Genomic DNA, 20,613 nt, shown 5'->3' on the forward strand with positions numbered 1-20,613 from the left:
AAAACTCAGCGCGGTTCCAGCGGGAGAAAATCGCTGTTTGCCAGTTCCTTGCTGATGATTCCATGATGAATATCGATTTTTTGCTTGGGATCTTTAGCCTTGGCCATGGCCGATTCGTAGGTTTCGAAGCGTTGTTCCCGGGTTTTTAGATGGGCCTGGGTGTAGTCAGCCTTGGCATCATCCGCGTTGGCGTAGTGGAAATGCCCGTACCACCAGGGTTGACTGTCGTTATTCAACAAGACGTACTCTTGCATGAAGTCACGCCGTCCGGTTTTCAGCTGAACCCGGTTGCCGATGATCCGCGCAAAAATTGCGTTGCGCCGCAGCAGATATTCCACACCTTCACTACTGGGCGGCCGGGCGAGGGTCATGCGGGTGCGCAGTTCGGTCGCCTTGGTGTCGAGGGCGCGCGCTTTATCCCGGAGCCCGCTGATCAGCGAAACGTCTGGGTCCCGATTGGCCGGAGGGCTTTCATGCTGTTCGAGGCTATCGGCGTACCCGGTCAGTTTCTGCGCCTCACGCTGCAACTGCTCTTCGATTTCCTTGGGAGAACTGGCGCGTTGCGCGTAACCCTCGATCTTTTGCACATGTTTATCGACGTCGGCCAACGCTTTGCGAGCATCACCTTTGACCTGCTGATAGGGGCGTGGGGCTTTGGATGTTACGGGTCTGGATTCGACAATTTCTACCCAGACATTGGGCTCATGTTCATGAAACGAGGCCAGTGGTTTTTCTTCGACAGGACCGTTGATGTCGACAATGTCTCCTCCCTGGTTGGCAATGCGCTGGCGAAGATCGCCGATCAACGTGCCCTTGGCGGTTTTGATAACCCGCTTGCGACTGGACCATGAATAGGGATGTTTCGCCGGCGTCCTGCTGGATCCTGGTACAGAAGTTGGCGGTGCGTCGGCTTGCGGCTGCAGTTCAAGTGCTTCCGCCAGCCGTCGCTCGGCATCGATACGCAGCTGATCAATGAGCTCGCGAAGACGATTGAAGGGCTGTGTTTGCAGTTCATCGGTACTGAAAATGCCTATCGTCTCAAGACCGTCCCGAGCCTTGTTGTACTGATCGACCAGGTTGTCCAGAACGGCGATCCGGTCGCTGTCGGTGTAAGTGTGCTCCGTTTGCAGTTCTGCATGTGAGCGAGACAGCAACAGCAGGGGGCTGACGGTGCGTTCCAGCACTTTCATGGTGGTGCTTCCAAGTATCTTGAGGCTGAGTATGCGCAAGACACTCAGTTGGTAGGACTTGACCCGCAAAGCCGTCATTTCATTTTCGGGCCTGTTGCCGGTCAGTCGCTTCCAGTACTCGATGCCCAGGCGAGGAATCTGTTTGAGCTCCTGCAGGCGGCTGTCCACCTGTTCATAAAGCCTGATCATGGTTTCGTTGATTTCGGAGGTTTTGCGCATGAATTCGAAGTACCGATCCAGCACCACGTCGCCCTCGGTTTTCAGCACTTCATGCAAATGCCCGACGCCATTTCTCAAGTCCCCGTAGGTTTGGTCGGCAGCTTCGCGCTCCCAGTCGGCGATAACGATCTGTTTGCGAGTGTTGTTGATGAGATTTTCCGACAGGCTGCACAGTTGCACCGGATCGGGATCGGATTTGGTCAATTCGCTCAACTCCCGGATCTCGTCCATCAGCGTGGCGTAGCTTTCGGTCTGTTTGCCCAACTCATCAACGAACCGTTGCCGGTACGTGGCGCGATCGAGTTCGGTGCTGGCGGGGTCGTTTCTTTTCAGCTGCATCAGGTTTTCAGCGATGTCGACACGCTTCTGCACCCGAGCTTGTTGGTCCACGAACTCTTGACGATTCACTTCCAGCAGGCTGATGCGTTGTTGCGTCATTTCTCGCTGGGCGTTGATTCGCGCATTGCGCCCGCCGCCGAGCAGTTTTAGCCCCTGATTCAGCGTCCAGCGGCCATCTCCATTGGTTTGAAGTTTGACCCCCGGATGATCCGGGTGCTCTGGATGGATGAGATAAACCTCACCGAACCCGGGCACGATACTGACGCGAAACAGCAGACCCGCGACGGAGGCGTGCCATTTGTTGTCGATCAGGTACAAGCTCTTGAAGGCGCCGCTTGCAACGGGTTCCGGCAATGGAGTCGGCCATGGGACCCGCACCTCCCTTAACGTGTTGAACAGGCGGGTTGATGCCGAATCGCGAGCGTTCGACAGGTTGAAGTCCAGCAGGGTATTGCCGCTGCCTGGCGGCTCGGAGGGCAGACCCGGAGTGTCCTGGGTGATGGTCGTTTCGGTAGGCCCTGAGAACGTCTGTGGAGGACGGCGCAAGGAGACGAGTGCGTCCGGAACCGCCGTCGCTGCGCCGTCGGAAAATGACGGGCTCCCTCCCTCTCGGGCCACATGCAGAACCAGCAGGCCAATGTTCAACAGCACATCGATCCATGCCTGGTTCCGCGCTTTCGGGTCATCACTGTCCAGCTCTGGAAGATCGTTGATCAGGCTGTGGGCGATTTGCAGCATCCAGCCCACCACCATGGCGGGGCCGCGCAAGAAGGGCAGAATGACGTTGTTGAATACCAGCCAACCCCCTTCAAGGATGATCGCCCAACGGCTCTCGGCATTGGACACCGATTGCCGGTCAGCCAGATCGATCAATGTACGCGCGTTGCTGGTATACAGGCTGGCCAGCAATCGACCTTCTTCCAGCGCGGTTAGCCAGTCACCGACGGCTTCGTCGCCTGCCAGAATTGTCGGGCCCGGTTTTTCCGGCCGTGTGAATTCGTCGCCGGCATGGAAGTGAACAATGTGTGGCTCGTTGAAGCCGTTGTTATCGTAAATCGGTCGTGCGCGGTCCGGCAGCCAGGTCAGCACACTGGTTTGCAACGGGCCGGCTTGAGCAATTGCAGCGTGCAAGGCCTGACGGGTGGAATATTGATGCAGCGGTTCCGGGTACAGCGGACGGTAAAGAATATGGGGGGCGACGGCATTCAGGTCTTTTGGCTCGATGATGAACATGTTGCTGACCACGTCACACGCGGCGCCTGCCTTGCGCTGAAACGCCAAAGGCCTGATGACGATCGACTGCTCATCAACGACTCGCTCGGCAGCCAGCGGATGGAGCACAGCATCGACATATCGATAGCCCAGGAGGGTGAATCCGTGCTCACCCTTGATCGAGTGTTCAAGGGCACGCAACGGTAAATGCAGGCTCAGCTCCAGACCAAAGAGTCGCAGACGTTCCTTCGCTTCGGGGCTATTCCCCAGAAGCTGTGTCTCAATGTATTCGGGGTAATGTTTCCCGATATCAACCTGGCCCACCAGGTTGATCAAGTAGGCCTCGGTGGTCCAGTCTTGAATCAGCTGGTTCTCGGTGTGGCGGATGGTCATTCGGCCTTTGGGTTTGCCTGACAGGTTGATGATGGCCAGGTCGGTCAGAGACATTTTGACGGGCTCGAGGTAGCCGCTGCCCAAGTCGCCGACAGGCACATGAAAGGTCAATTCCAGTTCATCGGACTTGTAACCGGGAGCCAGGGGCTGGTCTTTGAGCATTTGCTCATGCAGCGCATTTCTGGCAAAGGTGCGAAGGTCAACGACGTCGTCGCGTAACGTGTGCCCCTGAGTCTGCTGTTTGACGCTGGCCATCGACAACGTGTGCTTGCGCCACGCCATACGATCAGTGCTGCTCGCACCCTGCAACCACTTGGGAATCGTTGTCTGTATCGGCTGAAGGTGCGCCGGGTTGTGGTCGCCGCCGATAAACCGCGCGGCGACATCGGTGATCGAATCAAAGCGTTTTTCAAGCTCATCCAGGCGTTGCATTGCCGGCAGTTTGAGCGCTTCCAGATCTTCCAGTTGCTGGTTCAGGAGCAGGGCGGCCTGGGTATCAAAGATATTGCCGTCAGGTTTGAAACGTTTCCATGTCATGGAATCAAACACGAAATCTTGCTGAAACCGCGCGCCCCACGCCTGGCCAAATGCTTGCGGGGAAGGGTAAGACTCGATGGTACCGGTCACGCTGCACAATAAATGGGTGTCACCGCAAATCACCAGGATGTCGGGCGTCTGCAGCGTGAAGGGCATATCGCCTTTGGTCAGCGTGGTTTGAAGCGTGCAAGCCTCTATGACGCCTTTCTCCCAAGGTCGCTGGAGGCGTTGCCGGTTGTCGGGTTGGCGGGCCAGTTCCATGAGGATTTCTGCCTGCAACGAATCATTTGCTGACAGGCGCGTAGCGGATGTTTTCAACACGCCGGCGAGCAATTCCCCCAGCCATTGCCAGCGGCTTACGCCGGTTTCATCTTTCTCGTTCCAGCAGGCTGTCAATGATTCCTGAAAGCCGATGTAGAGAATGCCGGGTAATTCGCGGATGACATCCGCGATCACTTGCATATCGGGCAGCCGGGAGGTCGTTTTGTCGACGGTGAGTAGCGCGGGGGCTCGGTTTGTCAAAAAGCAGCTGCGACCCAATTGCTCGTTCAAATCGGGAAACGCACCGCTGGCCAGATATTCCAGCACCACGTCCACAAGTGGTGTTAGCCGCCAGGCACCCTCCGGTATGGGTTGGGCCACTTTGGTTCGGTCAGGGTCGAACTCCAGTTTCGGGTATTTTTCCAGAATGCCGTCCTTGAGCATGCGAGCGGTTTGCGAGCGAAAGGTGGGGCGGGTATTGAATCGCGTGTTGACCGCGCGCGCGGTGATGTCGGTGTAGTCCGCGGTGACGGGTGGTGAGGCAGATGTCGGCATGATGCAATCCATTGCATGAAGGGTTCCTCAACGTAAATCAACGTCGGACAGGATGTGCGGTAGCCGGTTACCGCACATTGATCGATTCGATGGGGTAAGAGACGCTTTCATGCCGCAAACGAAAAAGCCGCAACCCGGGTTGCGGCTTTTTTTTCATCTGAATATTCACACAACCCTTTGTAGGAGCCGGCTTGCTGCGGGCGGCGTTCCGACGATGGTGTGTCAGTCGACATCAATGTGGCTGACACACCATCGCCAGCAAGCCGGCTCCTACAAGGGATCGCATTGGTTATGAGGGATCGCTGCCGAGCACGACGTTCAGTGCACTGCGCGCATCATCCAGCTGCACCAGCGTCGCATGCCGCGCACCCAGCGCATCACGATTCTCGATCGCGGTCAGAATCGCCTTGTGCCGAGGCAACGCCAGCTCATGCAGATTCGGCCGCTGGTTGGAATGCTTCAGCGCTTCAGCAATCGCCACCGACAGCATGTTGCACAGGTTGGCCAGCAGATCATTGTGGGTCGCATCGGCGATCCGGCTGTGGAAGTCCAGGTCCGGCTGCAACAAGGCTTCAGGCGTCGGTGCGGCTTCCATGCGCTGGTAGGCTTCACCGATGGAGGCGATGTCCGCATCGGTGGCGAATTGTGCGGCGAGGGCGGCGGCAGCGGGTTCGATGATGCTGCGTACGCTGGTCAGCAAATCGAAGAATTCATTCTGCGGGCTGCTTTGCATCAGCCAATGCAGCACATCCGGATCGAGCATGTGCCATTCCTTGCGCTGCTTGACCACGGTGCCGACCCGCGGACGGGAATACACCAGGCCTTTGGCAACCAGCACGCGGGTGGCTTCGCGCAGAACCGGGCGGCTGACCGCGTACTCCTCGCACAGCAAGGCTTCGGCGGGCAGTTTGTCACACGGTTTGAAGCGCCCGGAAACGATCTGCATGCCCAATTCCTGGACGATGCGCGAGTGCATGCTTTTGCGGTCGGAGGGTTTGCGGTAATCCATGGGGAACGGCGCGATCCTGTGCGATGGAGATGCCGCGCATGATAGCAGGCGCGGCGCGGACGGTCGCCAGAGCAAGCACGGTCTTGAATAAGATGAAGAACCAATGTGGGAGTGAGCCTGCTCGCGATAGCGGTAGTTCAGTCAACATCAATGTTGAGTGTTCGATCGCTATCGCGAGCAGGCTCACTCCTACAGGGGGGGGGGGTGATCAGTGGGAGTGGCGGGGCACTTCGGAGCCGCGGCATCCGACCAGGAAGTCGAAGTCGCAACCCTGATCCGCTTGCAGCACATGGTCGATGTACAGCTGACGATAACCGCCGACGATCAATTGCTGCGGCGGTTGCAGATCCGCCATGCGCGCCGCCAGTTCCGCATCCGGAATATCCAGGTGCAAACGCCCGTTGGCGCAATCCAGTTCAATCCAGTCGCCTTCCTTCACCGTCGCCAGAGGCCCGCCGGCTGCCGCTTCCGGGGTGACGTGCAAAACCACCGTGCCGTACGCTGTGCCGCTCATGCGTGCGTCGGAAATGCGCACCATGTCCGTCACGCCCTGAGCCAGCAGCTTGGCCGGCAAGCCCATGTTGCCGACTTCGGCCATGCCCGGATAACCCTTCGGTCCGCAGTTCTTCATCACCAGAATCGAGTTGGCATCGACGTCCAGTTCCGGATCGTTGATCCGCGCCTTGTACATGTCGAAGTTCTCGAACACCACCGCACGCCCGCGGTGCTGCATCAATTCGGCACTGGCCGCGGATGGCTTGAGCACCGCACCCAGCGGCGCGAGGTTACCACGCAACACGCAAATGCCGCCGTCGGCGCGGATCGGGTTGTCGAGGGTGCGGATCACTTCGTCCTGGCCGTAGATCGGCGCGTCCTTGGTGTTCTCGCCGAGAGTCTTGCCGTTGACGGTCAAGGCGTTCGGATTGGGGATCAGATTGGCTTCACCGAGGCGGCGCAGCACGGCTGGCAGGCCGCCGGCGTAGTAGAACTCTTCCATCAGGAAACGCCCGGACGGTTGCAGGTCGACGATGGTCGGCATACCGCGACCCATGCGGGTCCAGTCATCCAGGTCCAGCTCGACGCCGATGCGACCGGCGATGGCTTTCAAGTGGATCACGGCGTTGGTCGAGCCTCCGATGGCGGCGTTCACACGGATGGCATTTTCGAAGGCTTCCTTGGTCAGGATCTTCGACAGCTTCAAATCCTCGCGAACCATCTCCACCGCACGCATGCCGGACATGTGCGCCAACACATAACGCCGCGCATCCACCGCTGGAATCGCCGCGTTGTGGGGCAGGGACGTGCCCAGTGCTTCAGCCATGCAGGCCATGGTCGACGCGGTGCCCATGGTGTTGCAGGTGCCGGCCGAGCGCGACATGCCGCCCTCGGCCGCGAGGAAATCGTCGAGGGTGATGGTGCCGGCTTTCACTTGTTCGCTGAGCTGCCAGACCACGGTGCCGGAGCCAATGTCCTGGCCTTTGTGCTTGCCGTTGAGCATCGGCCCGCCAGTGACGACGATGGCCGGCACGTCGCAACTGGCCGCGCCCATCAGCAGCGCCGGGGTGGTTTTGTCGCAACCGGTCAGCAACACCACGCCATCAATCGGGTTGCCACGAATCGCTTCTTCGACGTCCATGCTGGTCAGGTTGCGGGTGAACATCGCGGTCGGGCGCAGGTTCGATTCGCCGTTGGAAAACACCGGGAATTCCACCGGCCAGCCACCGGCCTCGATTACCCCACGTTTGACGTGCTCCGCGATCTGGCGGAAATGCGCGTTGCACGGGGTCAGTTCCGACCAGGTGTTGCAGATGCCGATGATCGGCTTGCCGTGGAACTGGTGGTCGGCGATGCCCTGATTCTTCATCCAGCTGCGGTACATGAAGCCGTTCTTGTCGGCGGTGCCAAACCATTGGGCGGAGCGCAGGTTGGGTTTCTTATCAGACATGATCGATTCTCTTATTGTATGACTATATTGTTCGAGCTAAGGCGTAACATAAGCGCAATTTGGCTGCTTTGGAAGTGTTGTTGGGTAATTAGTATTACTATATAGTCGCTTTCAACGGAGGGATTGCCCTGGCAGATTTCGGCGAGAGGCGTCCCCCGAGGTTCTATAACAACAACAATCGGAGACCGATCTCATGAGCCAGGAACTGCGGCTTATCCGTCGCATCACGCTGAAACTGATTCCCTTCCTGATCCTGCTGTACCTGATCGCCTATGTGGATCGCTCCGCCGTAGGTTTCGCCAAGCTGCACATGGGCGCCGACATTGGCCTGGGCGATGCGGCCTATGGTCTCGGCGCAGGGTTGTTCTTTATTGGTTACTTCCTGCTGGAAATCCCCAGCAACCTGATGCTCGACCGCTTCGGCGCCCGGCGCTGGTTCGCGCGGATCATGGTCACCTGGGGCGCCATCACCATCGGCATGGCCTTCGTCCAGGGGCCGCACAGCTTCTATGTCATGCGCTTTCTGCTCGGCGCGGCCGAAGCCGGTTTCTTCCCGGGCGTTCTCTACTACATCACGCAATGGTTTCCGGTTCGCCATCGCGGCAAGATCCTCGGGCTGTTCATCCTTTCCCAACCCATCGCGATGATGATCACCGGCCCGGTGTCCGGCGGCTTGCTCGGCATGGACGGCATCCTGGGTCTGCATGGCTGGCAGTGGCTGTTCATCGTCATCGGCACCCCGGCGATTCTGCTGACCTGGCCGGTACTGCGCTATTTGCCGGACGGCCCGCAGCAAGTGAAATGGATGGACCAGGCCGAGAAAGACTGGCTGACCGGCGAGCTGAAAAAGGACCTTGAGGCATACGGCCAGACCCGGCACGGCAATCCGCTGCATGCCCTGAAGGACAAGCGCGTGTTGTTGCTGGCGCTGTTTTATCTGCCAGTGACCTTGAGCATTTATGGCCTGGGTCTGTGGCTGCCGACGTTGATCAAACAGTTTGGCGGCACTGACCTGGTGACCGGATTCGTGTCATCGGTGCCGTACATCTTCGGGATCATTGGGTTGCTGATCATCCCGCGCAGTTCCGACCGCTTGAATGATCGTTACGGCCACTTGGCGGTGCTTTACGTGCTGGGTGCCATCGGCCTGTTCCTCAGTGCCTGGCTGACGGTGCCGGTGCTGCAACTCGCGGCGTTGTGCCTGGTGGCGTTTGCGCTGTTTTCCTGCACCGCGGTGTTCTGGACCTTGCCGGGTCGTTTCTTCGCCGGCGCCAGTGCGGCGGCGGGGATCGCGCTGATCAACTCGGTGGGCAACCTGGGCGGCTATATCGGTCCGTTCGTGATCGGTGCGCTGAAGGAATACACCGGCAACCTGGCGTCGGGGCTGTATTTTCTGTCGGGGGTAATGGTGTTCGGGCTGGTGTTGACTGGCGTGGTGTATCGGTTGCTGGAGCGCAAGCATGTGCTTCCAGGTGACCAGTTTGCCGCCAGTGCCAGAGGCGCAACCCGTACCTGAGGAGTTACACCGATCCACTGTGGGAGTGAGCCTGCTCGCGATGACTGACTCACTTTCACCAATGGAGTCGACTGTCAGATCGCTATCGCGAGCAGGCTCACTCCCACATGGGTTTTGCGGTGTATTCAATTTTTGTTTATGGGAGAAAATCCATGCGTTTAGTGCAGTTCGAACTGAGTAACGGCGAGCGCCGGGTGGGCGTGGTCGAGGAGGGGCGGATCCGCGAAGTGCAGGACGCGCGGACGGTTCGCGACCTGGCCCTGGCGGCGATCGAGGCGGGCGTCAATCTGGAGCAGCAGGTAAAAACCCTGGGCCTGGGCGTCAGCCATGACTACGCAGAATTACAGGCCCAACTGCGGATCCTGCCGCCGCTGGATCACCCGGACCCGGCGCACATGCTGGTCAGCGGCACCGGCCTGACCCATCTTGGCAGCGCTTCGGCCCGGGACAAGATGCATCAGCAGGTCGGCGACGAAGCCGCGATGACCGACACCATGCGCATTTTCAAATGGGGCGTGGAGGGCGGTAAACCGGCGGCCGGGCAGGCCGGTGTACAACCGGAGTGGTTCTACAAGGGCGACGGCAGCATCGTCGTGCGTCCGGGCCAACCGTTCCCGCTGCCGCCCTTTGCCGAGGACGCGGGTGAAGAGCCTGAACTCAGCGGCCTCTACGTCATCGGCCACGACGGCAAACCGTATCGGCTCGGTTTCGCGGTGGGCAACGAGTTCTCTGACCATGTGATGGAACGCAAGAACTACCTCTACCTGGCGCATTCGAAACTGCGCAGTTGCAGCTATGGCCCGGAACTTCGCGTCGGCCCGTTGCCGGCGCATCTGGCCGGCACCAGCCGCATCCTGCGTGACGGCGAGGTGCTGTGGCAGAACGAGTTCCTCAGCGGCGAGGCCAACATGTGCCACAGCCTGGAAAACCTCGAGTACCACCATTTCAAATACAGCCAGTTCCTGCGTCCGGGGGACGTCCACATTCATTTTTTCGGCACCGCGACCCTGTCCTTTGCCGACGGCATTCGCACCCGACCGGGTGATGTGTTCGAGATCAGTCAGGCCGAGTTCGGCGCGCCGTTGATCAACGGGATTGCACCGGTTGAAGCAGCGTTCGAGCCCGGCACCGTCGGCACCCTTTAAGGAGACACCCATGACCCGGATTCTTGGTCACAATTACATCGGCGGCCAGCGTAGCGCTGTCGGTACCATCAAGCTGCAGAGCATCGACGCCAGCACCGGCGAAGCCTTGCCTCATGATTTTTTCCAGGCCACGCCTGAAGAAGTGGATGCCGCCGCGAAGGCAGCCGCAGCCGCTTACCCGACTTACCGCAGCCTGAGTGCCGAACGTCGCGCGCAATTTCTCGATGCGATTGCCGATGAACTCGACGCCTTGGGCGATGATTTCGTCGCTGTGGTCTGCCGCGAAACGGCATTGCCTGCCGGACGTATTCAAGGCGAGCGCGGGCGCACCAGCGGCCAGATGCGGCTGTTCGCCAAAGTGCTGCGTCGCGGTGATTTCTACGGCGCGCGGATTGATCAGGCATTGCCGGATCGCCAACCGCTGCCACGTCCGGACTTGCGCCAATACCGCATCGGTCTTGGGCCCGTTGCCGTGTTTGGTGCGAGTAATTTTCCGTTGGCATTCTCCACCGCGGGCGGCGACACCGCATCGGCGTTGGCCGCCGGTTGCCCGGTGGTGTTCAAGGCTCACGGCGGCCACATGGCCACTGCTGAACAGGTGGCAGACGCGCTGATTCGCGCGGCGGAAAAAACCGGTATGCCGGCCGGTGTATTCAACATGATCTACGGCGGCGGAGTCGGCGAAGCGCTGGTCAAGCATCCGGCGATCCAGGCGGTGGGTTTTACCGGTTCGCTGAAGGGTGGCCGCGCGTTGTGTGACATGGCCGCAGCACGTGCGCAGCCCATCCCGGTGTTCGCCGAGATGTCGAGCATCAACCCGGTGATCGTGTTGCCGCAGGCCCTGGACGTTCGCGCAGACACCGTTGCCCGTGAGTTGACCGCTTCGGTGGTGCAGGGTTGCGGTCAGTTCTGCACCAATCCCGGTCTGGTCATCGGTATTCGCTCGCCGCAATTCACCGCCTTCGTGCAGCAGGTCGCGGGGCTCATCGGCGATCAGCCGGCGCAGACGATGCTCAATGCCGGGACCTTGAGCAGCTATGGCAATGGCCTGCAAAAACTCCTCGCTCATTCGGGTATCGAGCATCTGGCTGGCAGCCCGCAGCAGGGCAATCAGGCGCAGCCGCAGTTGTTCAAAGCCGACGTCAGCCTGTTGATCAATGGCGATGAAGTGCTTCAGGAAGAAGTGTTCGGCCCGACCACGGTGTTCGTCGAAGTCGCGGATCAAGCGCAACTCAGTGCCGCATTGAACGGCCTGCACGGGCAGCTGACGGCGACCATCATTGGCGAACCGACGGACTTCGAACAGTTCAGCGAGCTGACGGCGCTGCTGGAGCAAAAGGTCGGACGGATCCTGCTCAATGGGTATCCGACGGGGGTTGAAGTCTGCGACTCGATGGTCCACGGCGGGCCTTATCCAGCAACTTCCGATGCGCGCGGCACGTCGGTGGGCACGTTGGCGATTGACCGTTTCCTGCGTCCGGTGTGCTTCCAGAACTATCCGGACAGCCTGCTGCCGGAGGCGTTGAAGAACGCTAATCCACTGAGAATCCAGCGCCTGGTGGACGGCAAACCCTCCCGCGACGCCCTCTAACTGTTAACCGCAATCCCTGTGGGAGCGGGCTTGCTCGCGAAGTCGGAGTGTCAGTCGACTAATCTTTGACTGTTGCACCGCATTCGCGAGCAAGCCCGCTCCCACATTTGTTCTGCGTTTTGTCCGAGTTTACTGGTCGGCGTTAGGGCGCCCTCACATTGAGCTATCATTGCGTCTTTCCCCTTCAAAGATTGACTGCCATGACTGCCCCAACCGACACCTTGCTCGCCACCCTCGAACACTGCGATATGGTGGAAATCGACGGGCTGCACGCCTTCGAGTTCTCCCTCGATGAAGACGACAATCTGCACATCGAATGCCTCGACGGCCGCGTGTCCAAGCACTGGGAGTTCACCCCGGCCGAGGTCGAGGCCGCGACCTTCGACCCGACTCTGCAAAGCTGGCTGATTACCGGTGATTCCGGCGAGCACCGCTTGGTGTGCATGACCGCGTTCCGCGGTGATGACGACGAGGAAGAAGAAGGGAATCAGGATGCATAAGTTCTGGCCACTGTTGATGGCCGGCAGCCTCGGCGCGATGGGCATTGAAGCTGCGTCCGCCGACGACTATCAATTGCTGGTCGGTTCCTACACGGCGGGGCAGAGCCAGGGCATTTATCGCCTGAACTTCGACAGCGCCACCGGGCAGATCAACGCCAAGCCGCTGCAAGTGGTCACCAGTGAAAACCCTTCCTGGCTGACCGTCTCCAAAGATCAGCAACGCCTGTTCGTGGTCAATGAAAATGGCCCGGGACAGAAAGATCCGGTAGGGCGCGTCAGCAGCTATGCGATCGATCCCAAGACCCACGAACTGAGCCTGATCAATCAGGTGCAGAGCCTGGGCAACGAGCCGACGCATTCGAGCCTCAGCGGTGATGCCAGTCACTTGTTCGTCAGCAACTATTCGGTGGTTGAAGACCCGGGTGGCACGCTGGCGGTGTTGCCGGTTGGCGCTGATGGCAAGCTCAAACCCGTGGTGCAGATGAGCAGTCACCCGTCGAGCAGGGTCAACCCCGAGCGGCAGATGTCGGCGCATGTGCATTCGACGGTTTCGTCGCCGGATGGCCAGTTTGTGTTCTCCAATGACCTGGGCGCAGACAAGGTCTTTGTCTACCGCTTCGATCCCAAGACGAATGCGGAGCTGCCGCTGGTTGCCGCCACCCCGGCATCCGTCCAGTTGCCTGCCGGCAGCGGGCCGCGTCATTTGCTGTTCAGCGCCGATGGAAAACACGCCTGGCTGACCATGGAAATGAGCGCGCAGGTGGCGGTGTTCGATTACCAGAACGGCAAGCTTGAGCAAACCCAGATGGTTGATCTGGCGGCGGGTCAGCCTGTCTCAGACAAGGCCGCCGCTGCGCTGCACGCGTCGGCCGATGGCAAGTTCCTTTATGTCAGCAACCGTGGCACCGCCAATCAGTTGCTGGTGTTTGCCATCGATCCCGCGACCGGCCACCTCAAGGAGTTGCAGCGCCGTTCGGTGGAAGGTGATCACCCGCGCGAGTTCAGCCTCGACCCGAGTGGCAAGTTCTTGCTGGTTGCCAATCAGAAGAGCAACCAGATTGTCGTCGTCGAACGCGATGCCAAGAGCGGTTTGCTGGGTAAAACCGTGCAGAAGCTGCCGATGGATGCCCCGAGCGACCTCAAGTTCCTGGTGCGTCAATAGGCCGCAGGCCCCGGTTGATGGGGCCTGCATCCTTGTATTAATGAGACTGATATCTGCTAATGCTACAAAAGATTTCAAGGCGCCAACCTCGAAGGTTAAGTTTGCTTCACGGCCCCACCGGGCAAGCAAGCCAACTGAATCCGAGGAATACCGCCATGAACTTCAATCTCTTCTCCATCATCGCCGCTTCTGCCATCTCTGCCACCGTTGCTCTGCCAGCCAGCGCCAACGTTGAAATCAGCGACAAAAAATCCCACGCCCAGAGCTATACCCAGAAATACCTGCAACAGAGCGCCAACTTCTACGCGGCGCTGGATCACAAGACCCAAGCCTGAAATTCCAGCCCTGCACCTTTTATGCAGGAGCGAAGTCACTTGCGCCGATCGGGCTGAACAGCTTCGAGAAACCTGAGTGATGTCGCTCCTGCATAACGCGTTTTCGACAGCATCACATTGCCATCAGTCAAGCGCTTGATATCACATAGCCACGCGTTTAGATTTGACGCTGAGTTTTTGACTCCTTATCTAATAACAAGGATCGACAGCATGGCGATGCGTCTGGCAGTGGTTCTTCTTTTTCTCTATTCCACCCCCATTCTTTCGGCTGCCCAGCCCGTTCCAGACAAGCCGGATGCGGCCCGCGAGCGCTTGATGAGTTTTATTGAAGACTGAAATAGACTGGCTTAATGATTAACGAAGCTGATGGCTACTATGGAAAACCCTGAGTGGTTATCACCGCTTTTTTGATCGATTCTGTGGGCTCTGAAACATGCCCACGGAGAACACCATGGCCAGCTCAATTCTCACTTCTGCCAAATACGGCGCCTACCTGGCCATAGGTCTTTATGTGGCCCTGGTGTTGGTCGTCAGCCTGTCGGCTCAATTGCAACACACCGTTGAAGCACCCATTCAGGTCGCTTATCCCGCCATCCAGTTCGAACACCGCGCTCAAACCGTGGTGGTCGATCAAGCAGACTTGGCGGGAGTGGCAGGGGCATGAAAGGGGGCAAACTCTGGGTCATCGCCTTCCTGGCGTTCATGACCAATGGCTCTTCCCTGTTAGGGATAGGGCAGGGCTCGGCAGGTTCCGTTGCACGGTCCATCGAAGCCAATCACAACCTTGCGCGTGACATTGAAACGGCGAAGGCCTTGGGACTGCTGGCAGGTAATCCGCCAATCAAGCGCCAGGACGATTTCTTCGGGCCGTTCCAGGTTGATTGCTCGGTGCTGGAGATGTGTGAGGTGTTCGCCTGAACCTCCAGACGACGCACTCTTTGTAGCAGCTGGCGAAGCCTGCGTTCGGCTGCGCAGCAGTCGTGAATCCGGTATGTCAGATGTATCTAGAAGACCGCGTGCTTTGGTTTCACGACTGCTGCGCAGCCGAACGCAGGCTTCGCCAGCTGCTACAGGGGGTGGTGCGACTACTTCTGCATCACGCCTACAAACAGATCTGACTCCAAAAACCGCTGCAACCAAACCTGCAACCGCACATAAGGCGTCTGCCCGAACCACTCGCGATCGACATGGGCGAATTGCCGTATGAACGGCATCAACGCCACATCCGCCAGACTCGGATGCCCGGCGAGCAAGTAGTCGCGCCCCTCCAGCAACTCATCCAGCTTGCGCAAGAACACCTCACCCGCAGCGCGATAGGTTTCCATCGGCTGCTCGGGGTAACGCTCGGCGTACTTGTAGCGATTCAGATGCACCTTGAATGTCTGATCGTTCTCTTCAATCAGCGCGGCGATTTGCGCCTGTCCGGCTGGATCATCCTTGAGCAACCAATCCTGCGGGTCATTCTGCGCCAAGGCCCAGCGCATGATCGCCAGGCTTTCATCGATCACCTGACCGTCGACACTCAACACCGGGACCGTGCCTTTTGCCGACAGCGCGAGCATCTCGGCAGGTTTGGCCTTCAGGCTGACCTCGACAATCTGAACCGCAACGCCCGAATACCGCAGGGCCATGCGCGCTCGCATGGCGTAAGGGCAGCGGCGGAAGGAGTACAGCGTGTTCATTTCACCTCCAGGGTGCTCAAGCCATTGCCCTGGCGGTGGACCTGAATCTGTACCGGAATCCGTTCATGCATTTCCTGCACGTGGGAAATCACCGCGACCTTGCGGCCCTGGGCTTGCAGGCCATCGAGCGCGTCCATGGCCAGTTGCAGGGATTCCGGATCGAGGCTGCCGAAGCCTTCATCGATGAACAGCGATTCGATTTTCAGTGTGCTCGAAGCCATCGACGCCAAGCCGAGCGCCAAGGCCAGCGACACCAGGAACGTCTCGCCGCCCGACAACGAATGCACCGAACGCAGTTCGTCGCCCATCTCCGTATCCATCACCAATAAGCCGAGCATGCTGCCACCGCGTTTCAGGCGATAACGCCGCACCAGTTGCCGCAATTGCACGTTGGCGTGATGCACCAGCAAATCGAGGTTGTAGGCCTGAGCGATCTTGCGGAAGGTGTCGCCTGTGGCCGAACCGATCAACGCATTCAACCGTGCCCAGCGCTGGTATTCGCTATAGGCGTCAGCGATCTGCTGCGCCAGGGCCTGATTGGCGTTTTGCCGACGCTGATCCTCGGCCTGTTCGGCACGCAGTTCGGCGCAACGGTGTTCGCTGGCGGCGAACAGGTTTTGCAGCTCTGTCAGGGCCGTGGCGAGTTGCTCAGCGTCGAGATTGCCGTTGTGCTGCGCCTGATGATTGAGCAGACGCTGATCGCGTTCCTGCAAGCGCACATTGGCCTGCTCGATGGCTTTTTCGCTTTGCTGCAATTGCTGGCGCAGCTCGCTGACCTGTTGATCGTCGATGCTCAGCAGTGCTTCCAGTCCGCCATCGTCCAGCTCCGGATGCAAGGCGCGCCAGTCGGCGATCTTCGCGCTCAGCTCGCGGTCCTCGGCTTCCAGGGCCAGCAGACGCTCTTGTTTGGCTTTGAGTTCGGCGGCCAGTTCGACTAACCGCGTGCGCACGGTTTGCAGTTCCTGATTGGCCGTAACCTGGGCATTGCGCGCCTGTTCGACGGCCTGATCCAGTTGCTGCTGCCATTGTTCGGCGCTGCTGTGTTCGCCAAGCAGTTGCATCAGTTGTTGCTGACAAGCCTGTTGTTGCTCGGCGAGGACGGTGAACTGTTGCTGAGCCGCTTCCAGCGTCTGGACGCGGGCCAGTTGGCGGTCCTGTTCTTTTTCCAGGGTCTGCTGCCGTTGTTGCTGCTCGCCAAGTTCATCGCGTTGCTGGTCGAGTTGCTCCAGACGCTGGGCGATCTGCCGGTCGAGCTGCATAAAGGTCGCGGCTGGTTCGTTGCGCAAGGCCTCGAGCGTGTCGGCAGGGAGCAGGGTGCTGAAGGCGTTCGACTCTTCGTCAAGTCGCTGACGATCACTGCTCAGTTCACGTTGCTGGTTGCTCAGGTGCTGCGTCGCTTGTTGGCTGGCTGCTTCGGCACTGCGCAGTTGCTGCTGAAGACGAGCGGCGTCATGTTGCAGGGTGAGCAGGGCGGTTTGCCGTTGTTCGTCCTGGGCGATGCTCTGGTTCAACTGGCTATTTTGCTGCACCAGCCAACCGTCGCGTTTGCTCGCGTCCTGAGCCAGCAATTGCGTGGACAACGGATGCGCTTCGAGGCTCGGTGTCAGGCCCTGTTGCTGGGTGGCGAGTTGGTCCTGTTGCTGCAACAGCTCTTTTTGCTGAGCGATCAAACCGCCGACTTCGGCGCGCAAATCGGTGAGTTTTTCTTTCAGCAGATCAACCGCTTTCTGCGCGCTGGCCTGCTCGCTTTCATCATGGCGACCAAGGCTTTGCAGCAACGCTTCGGGTTGATGATAAGGATGGTCGGGGCTGCCGCAGACCGGACACGGCTGATCGTCCTGCAGCTGTGCGCGCAACTCTTCGACGCTGGCGCTGCGGGCCAGACGCTGACGCTCCAGCAGTTCGCGAGTGACGGTGAGGGTCTGTTCGGCGACGACTAGGTCGTTCTTGGTCTTCACGCCGTCCTGGGTCAGGCGATCACGTTCCAGCTGCGCGCTGAGCTGGCGTTGCTGAAGCTCGGCGCCGCGTTTGTCGATCTCTTGCTGGCTGGCCCACAACCGTGTCAGTTCTTCAAACGTTCGCAGCTGTTTGCGGTTGTCTTTCAACAGATTGCCCAGCAGCTGGATCTGTTCGGCCACGGCCTCAGGTTCGGCGCCGGCTTCTTTGTAGAGCACTTCCAGATGCTGCTTTTGAGCCGCCAGTTCTTCGCCAGCGCGGGCGGCGCTTTGCTCCAGAGCGGCCAGTTCAGCCTGGCCCTTGTTCAAGCGATTGCCGATCAGCATCAGCTGTTGCAGGCGATCCCGGTAGGCGTTCCACGCCTCGCTCAACGGCGCCAGAGGTGTGCTTTGCTCAAGCTCCCCGGCAATCCGCTCCAGACGTGCAGCCACCTGCTTTTGTTGCTCGAGCAGGCCTTGAATGGTGTTCTGCCCTTGGATGCTGGCCAGTTCCGCTTGTTGCTTGAGGTCCGCACTCGCGCTGGCGTCTTTGATCAGCCGGGCGAGGGTGCTTTGCGCTTCAAAGGCCTGTCGCAGCAGCGGACCCTTTGCGGTGTGTTGGCTTTGGGCTTCGACCAGCGCGGTCTGCGCAGCGCTCGAACTCTGTTCGAGTTGCGCCTGACGCTCGTTCAACTCGGCTTGCTGTTGTGTCTGCTGCTGAATCTGCGCCGACAGCGGTGTGAGCTGGGCGGTGAGTTCGGTCTTGCGGGCGAACTGGTGTCGCTGCGGGGCCAGTTGTTCCAGGCGCGTCAGTTTCAACCGTTCGCCAGCCAGGCTTTCCCAGTGCTGGCGGGCGCTGGTCAGTTGCTCGGTGGCGCTCTGTTGCTCGTCCTGCAATTGACGCAGGTCCTTGAGCCAGGTGTGCTGCAATTCAAGCTGTTTGAGCTGCGCTTGCTGGGTCTTGAGTTGCTGCTGCGCCTCGTTGAAGCGCTCATCAAGCTCGGCCCGGGCTTCGGGTGACAGCGGCGTCACGCCGGTGGCCTGATCCTGCAACAGCTTGTGCGCTTCACGGGCCTCTTTGGCTTTGTCGAAAGCCCGGCGACCGAGACGGGTATAAAGCGCCGTGTCGGTGAGCTTCTCCAGCAGTTCGCTGCGTTCGTTGTCGTTTGCCTTGAGGAAGGCGCTGAACTCGCTCTGGGCGAGCAGCACGGCGCGGGTGAACTGTTCGAAGTTCAGGCCCAGCACGGCTTCGAGTTGAGTTTTGAACTCGACTTTCTGACTGGCCAGGAGTTGATCCTGATCGATGTCGCGCAAACTCTGACGACTGGCCTGCAGCTTGCCGCCGGCCTTTTCCCGGGCACGATTGGCTTCCCAGCGCGCGCGGTAACGACGGCCGTCGATGCCGACGAAATCCACCTCGGCATACCCTTCGCCGGTGCCACGGCGCAGCAACGTGCGCGGGTCTCCCGTGCCGATTTCGCCGTCGGCATCCGGCGCTTTGGCCGACACCTGGGCGTTGCTCAACCGTGGCACGGCGCCAAACAGGGCGAGGCACAAGGCGTCGAGCAAGGTACTTTTACCGGCGCCGGTCGGCCCGGTGATCGCGAACAGGCCGGCGCTGGCCAGCGGTTCAGCGGTGAAATCGATTTCAAATGGCCCGGCCAGCGAGGCGAGGTTTTTCAGGCGGATCGCGAGGATCTTCATGGTTGTTCGCTCTCCATCTGCACATCCTGCAACAGCTCGGCAAAGTCTTTCAGCGTCTGCTCATCGACCTCACTGCCGTAGCTGTCCTGCCAGGCGCGACTGAACAATTCCTGAGGCGTGAGCTGGTCCAGCTCTATCAACGTCGTGCCGTCATCGACGCCCTCGCGACTGCCGTTGCCGGCATATTCGGCGGCGATGCGCACCAGGCGCACGGCTTTGCCTTGCAGGGCGGTTTCTACTTGATGACGCAGGTCGGGTTGCGGTTCATCAAGACGCACGCGAACTTCCAGCCACGGCTGGCGCTGGATATCGGCGAGCAAGTCGATGTTCGGCAGGTCAGCCAGTTGCAAGAGGATTTCGGCCAGGGGCGCCGGACCGATGCGTTGCAGGTTGACGGCGCGGGGGATCAGTTTCGGTTCGACGCTGACCAGGGTTTCGCCGTCGAGCGTGACGTCGAGAATCTGATGCTGATAACCGATTTCGGAGAACGACAACGGAATCGGCGAGCCGCTGTAGCGGATGCGTTCTTCACCGTTGACCTTCTGTGGCTTGTGCAAATGCCCCAGCGCCACGTAGCTGATACTCGGCCCGAACAGGCTGGCGGGCAGCGCTTCAGCGTTGCCGATGATCAGGCTGCGCTCGGAGTCTTCCGAGACGGAGCCACCGGCCATGTGCGCATGGCTGATGGCAATCAGCGCCTGGCCAGGCTTGCGTTTGGCATTGGCCGCTTCGATCAGCCATTCGTGAACCTGACCGATGCCCCGCAGGTAGTTGTCGCCCAACTGCGCACCGGTCACTTCGGCGGGCCGCAAAAACGGCAGCGCCAGGCACCAGCCGGCAATTTCTCCGCTGGCATCCGGCAATGGCAGCAACAACCGTTCGGCATCCAGTTGGCCGTCATCCAGCCACAGCACTCGGCCCAGCGCGTGGGTACGCAAACGGCGCATCAATGGCGCGGGCAGTTCGATCCGCGAGCCCGAGTCGTGGTTGCCGGCGATAATCACGATGGTCAGCAACGGTTGCTGCTCGTGGGCGCTGACGATGAATTCGTAGAGGCGTTCCTGAGCTTTGACCGGCGGATTGACCGTGTCGAAGATATCGCCGGCGATCAACAGCACATCGGGCTGGTCCAGCTTCAGCTGACGCAGCAGCCATTCAAGAAAACAGGCGTGCTCGAAATCGCGTTCCTGGCCGTGCAGGTTCTGCCCAAGGTGCCAGTCGGAGGTATGAAACAGACGCAAGGCGAACTCCGTAGGAAATAAGGTAATGGCCGCGAGGAAAATGATGGCGGCGAAAGGGGAGAGAGTTTACTGGCAAACTGTCGTTCGGGCGCGTCAGGGCCGTTATTTTTGCCCTGGCTTGATGTGTGTGGTGATTTTTAGGC

The 20,613-nt window shown here is 59.7% G+C and carries 15 protein-coding genes; 9 read left to right on the top strand and 6 right to left on the bottom strand.

Features of this window, described 5'->3' with window-relative positions; genetic code table 11:
• Nucleotides 1-5: 5 nt before the first annotated feature.
• From ACA070_RS14305 to ACA070_RS14315, 3 genes are all read right to left on the bottom strand, one after another.
• Complete coding sequence (locus tag ACA070_RS14305; RefSeq protein ID WP_497451685.1) at nt 6-4,706, bottom strand: dermonecrotic toxin domain-containing protein; 4,701 nt, start codon at nt 4,704-4,706, stop codon at nt 6-8.
• A gap of 289 nt (nt 4,707-4,995) precedes the next feature.
• The gene (locus tag ACA070_RS14310; protein ID WP_131062060.1) at nt 4,996-5,715 is read right to left on the bottom strand and encodes a FadR/GntR family transcriptional regulator; all 720 of its coding nucleotides are present in this window, start codon (nt 5,713-5,715) and stop codon (nt 4,996-4,998) included.
• Between the two features lie 208 nt (nt 5,716-5,923).
• A complete protein-coding gene (locus tag ACA070_RS14315; protein WP_497451686.1) occupies nt 5,924-7,660 on the bottom strand; it encodes an IlvD/Edd family dehydratase in 1,737 nt (578 codons plus the stop codon).
• Nucleotides 7,661-7,853: 193 nt separating this feature from the next.
• Between ACA070_RS14315 and ACA070_RS14320 the strand changes: the two genes are divergently transcribed.
• The 9 genes from ACA070_RS14320 to ACA070_RS14360 all read left to right on the top strand — a co-directional run bounded on the left by ACA070_RS14320 (nt 7,854) and on the right by ACA070_RS14360 (nt 14,827).
• Complete coding sequence (locus tag ACA070_RS14320; protein WP_497451687.1) at nt 7,854-9,176, top strand: MFS transporter; 1,323 nt, start codon at nt 7,854-7,856, stop codon at nt 9,174-9,176.
• A 152-nt stretch (nt 9,177-9,328) separates the two neighbouring features.
• On the top strand, nt 9,329-10,321 hold the full coding sequence (araD1, locus tag ACA070_RS14325) for an AraD1 family protein (RefSeq protein WP_497451688.1): 993 nt from the start codon (nt 9,329-9,331) through the stop codon (nt 10,319-10,321).
• Between the two features lie 10 nt (nt 10,322-10,331).
• Nucleotides 10,332-11,912 carry an aldehyde dehydrogenase (NADP(+)) gene (locus ACA070_RS14330; protein WP_497451689.1) on the top strand — a complete coding sequence of 527 codons (1,581 nt, stop codon included), beginning with the start codon at nt 10,332-10,334 and terminating at the stop codon, nt 11,910-11,912.
• Nucleotides 11,913-12,112: 200 nt separating this feature from the next.
• Entirely contained in the window at nt 12,113-12,412 is a 300-nt protein-coding gene (locus ACA070_RS14335; protein ID WP_497451690.1) for a DUF5629 family protein, read from the top strand.
• Nucleotides 12,405-13,574 (top strand): lactonase family protein, encoded by a 1,170-nt coding sequence (locus ACA070_RS14340; protein ID WP_497451691.1) that lies wholly within the window; start codon nt 12,405-12,407, stop codon nt 13,572-13,574. Before ACA070_RS14335 ends, ACA070_RS14340 begins: the two co-directional genes overlap by 8 nt.
• Nucleotides 13,575-13,729: 155 nt before the next feature.
• A complete protein-coding gene (locus ACA070_RS14345; RefSeq protein WP_010459844.1) occupies nt 13,730-13,909 on the top strand; it encodes a hypothetical protein in 180 nt (59 codons plus the stop codon).
• A gap of 210 nt (nt 13,910-14,119) precedes the next feature.
• Entirely contained in the window at nt 14,120-14,245 is a 126-nt protein-coding gene (locus tag ACA070_RS14350; protein WP_497451692.1) for a hypothetical protein, read from the top strand.
• Between the two features lie 115 nt (nt 14,246-14,360).
• Nucleotides 14,361-14,573: a hypothetical protein gene (locus ACA070_RS14355; protein ID WP_497451693.1), complete on the top strand. Its 213-nt coding sequence runs from the start codon at nt 14,361-14,363 to the stop codon at nt 14,571-14,573.
• On the top strand, nt 14,570-14,827 hold the full coding sequence (locus tag ACA070_RS14360) for a hypothetical protein (RefSeq protein ID WP_461959129.1): 258 nt from the start codon (nt 14,570-14,572) through the stop codon (nt 14,825-14,827). The genes ACA070_RS14355 and ACA070_RS14360 overlap by 4 nt, the downstream gene beginning before the upstream one ends.
• A gap of 167 nt (nt 14,828-14,994) precedes the next feature.
• Here the strand turns inward: ACA070_RS14360 and ACA070_RS14365 are convergent, their stop codons facing one another.
• The 3 genes from ACA070_RS14365 to ACA070_RS14375 are packed head-to-tail and all read right to left on the bottom strand — an operon-like array spanning nt 14,995 to nt 20,470.
• The gene (locus tag ACA070_RS14365) at nt 14,995-15,591 is read right to left on the bottom strand and encodes a glutathione S-transferase (protein ID WP_497451694.1); all 597 of its coding nucleotides are present in this window, start codon (nt 15,589-15,591) and stop codon (nt 14,995-14,997) included.
• Nucleotides 15,588-19,229 carry an AAA family ATPase gene (locus ACA070_RS14370; protein ID WP_497451695.1) on the bottom strand — a complete coding sequence of 1,214 codons (3,642 nt, stop codon included), beginning with the start codon at nt 19,227-19,229 and terminating at the stop codon, nt 15,588-15,590. Before ACA070_RS14370 ends, ACA070_RS14365 begins: the two co-directional genes overlap by 4 nt.
• Nucleotides 19,226-20,470 (bottom strand): exonuclease SbcCD subunit D C-terminal domain-containing protein, encoded by a 1,245-nt coding sequence (locus ACA070_RS14375; RefSeq protein WP_438659136.1) that lies wholly within the window; start codon nt 20,468-20,470, stop codon nt 19,226-19,228. Before ACA070_RS14375 ends, ACA070_RS14370 begins: the two co-directional genes overlap by 4 nt.
• Nucleotides 20,471-20,613: the final 143 nt, after the last annotated feature.

The organism is Pseudomonas sp. LBUM1678 (assembly GCF_059695575.1).